The organism is Rhodococcus sp. T7, assembly GCF_009872365.1.
Classification (GTDB): Bacteria; Actinomycetota; Actinomycetes; order Mycobacteriales; family Mycobacteriaceae; genus Rhodococcus_F.
The window spans coordinates 141,530-141,799 of the sequence record NZ_WXYH01000389.1 but is presented as its reverse complement, the minus strand read 5'-3'; the positions used below and the strand labels follow the sequence as shown (position 1 = coordinate 141,799).

The following is a 270-nucleotide window of genomic DNA, read 5'->3' as shown; positions in this document are numbered from 1 at the left end:
CAGCATGCCCGAGCACGCCTCCGAGCTGTACTCGAAGAACATCTCCGCGCTGCTGGAGCTGATGCTCGTCGACGGCGCGCTGGCCCCCGATTTCTCGGACGAGGTCCTCGCCGCGTCCTGCGTCACCCGTGAGGAGGGTGTGTCCTAGATGTATACCGAATTGTTGGCGAACATCGCGATCCTGGTGTTGTCCGGGTTCGTGGGGTTCGCGGTGATCTCGAAGGTCCCGAACACGTTGCATACCCCGCTGATGTCGGGGACGAACGCGAT

The 270-nt window shown here is 62.6% G+C and carries 1 protein-coding gene and 1 pseudogene; both read left to right on the top strand.

Annotation, left to right across the window (positions count from 1 at the left end):
• A pseudogene (locus MLGJGCBP_RS44645) lies at window positions 1-148 on the top strand (NAD(P)(+) transhydrogenase (Re/Si-specific) subunit alpha); the annotation flags it as partial.
• Window positions 149-270: proton-translocating transhydrogenase family protein (locus tag MLGJGCBP_RS52600; RefSeq protein WP_236581725.1), on the top strand; the 122-nt coding region annotated here is incomplete at its 3' end. It abuts the pseudogene before it with no gap.